This is a genomic window from Corynebacterium sp. HMSC056F09 (assembly GCF_001815785.1).
GTDB lineage: Bacteria > Actinomycetota > Actinomycetes > Mycobacteriales > Mycobacteriaceae > Corynebacterium > Corynebacterium hiratae.
In genome coordinates, this window is sequence record NZ_KV821924.1 from 1 (window position 1) to 253 (window position 253).

Genomic DNA, 253 nt, shown 5'->3' on the forward strand with positions numbered 1-253 from the left:
AGCGTCGACCAGAACGACTCAGCCATCGCGTTATCGAAGCACACACCAGTACGCCCCACAGACTGAGCAATGCCCAGTCTGCTGCAGACCTCCCAGAGCTTCTCGCTAGTGAATTGCGTTCCACGGTCAGCGTGAAACACCAGCCCATCAGGAACATCACCGCGCAGCGTATGCGCCATCCGCAGGGCCCGTTCAACCAGGTGTGTGTCTTGAACACTATCCATAGCCCAGCCCAGTACCCTGCGGGAATGAC

1 protein-coding gene is annotated in these 253 nt (G+C 58.5%); it reads right to left on the minus strand.

Translation table 11 applies throughout. The features are described 5' to 3' along the window. Positions 1-253 (minus strand): DDE-type integrase/transposase/recombinase (locus HMPREF3056_RS05745; RefSeq protein WP_141759847.1); only part of this gene is annotated, 253 nt, incomplete at both ends.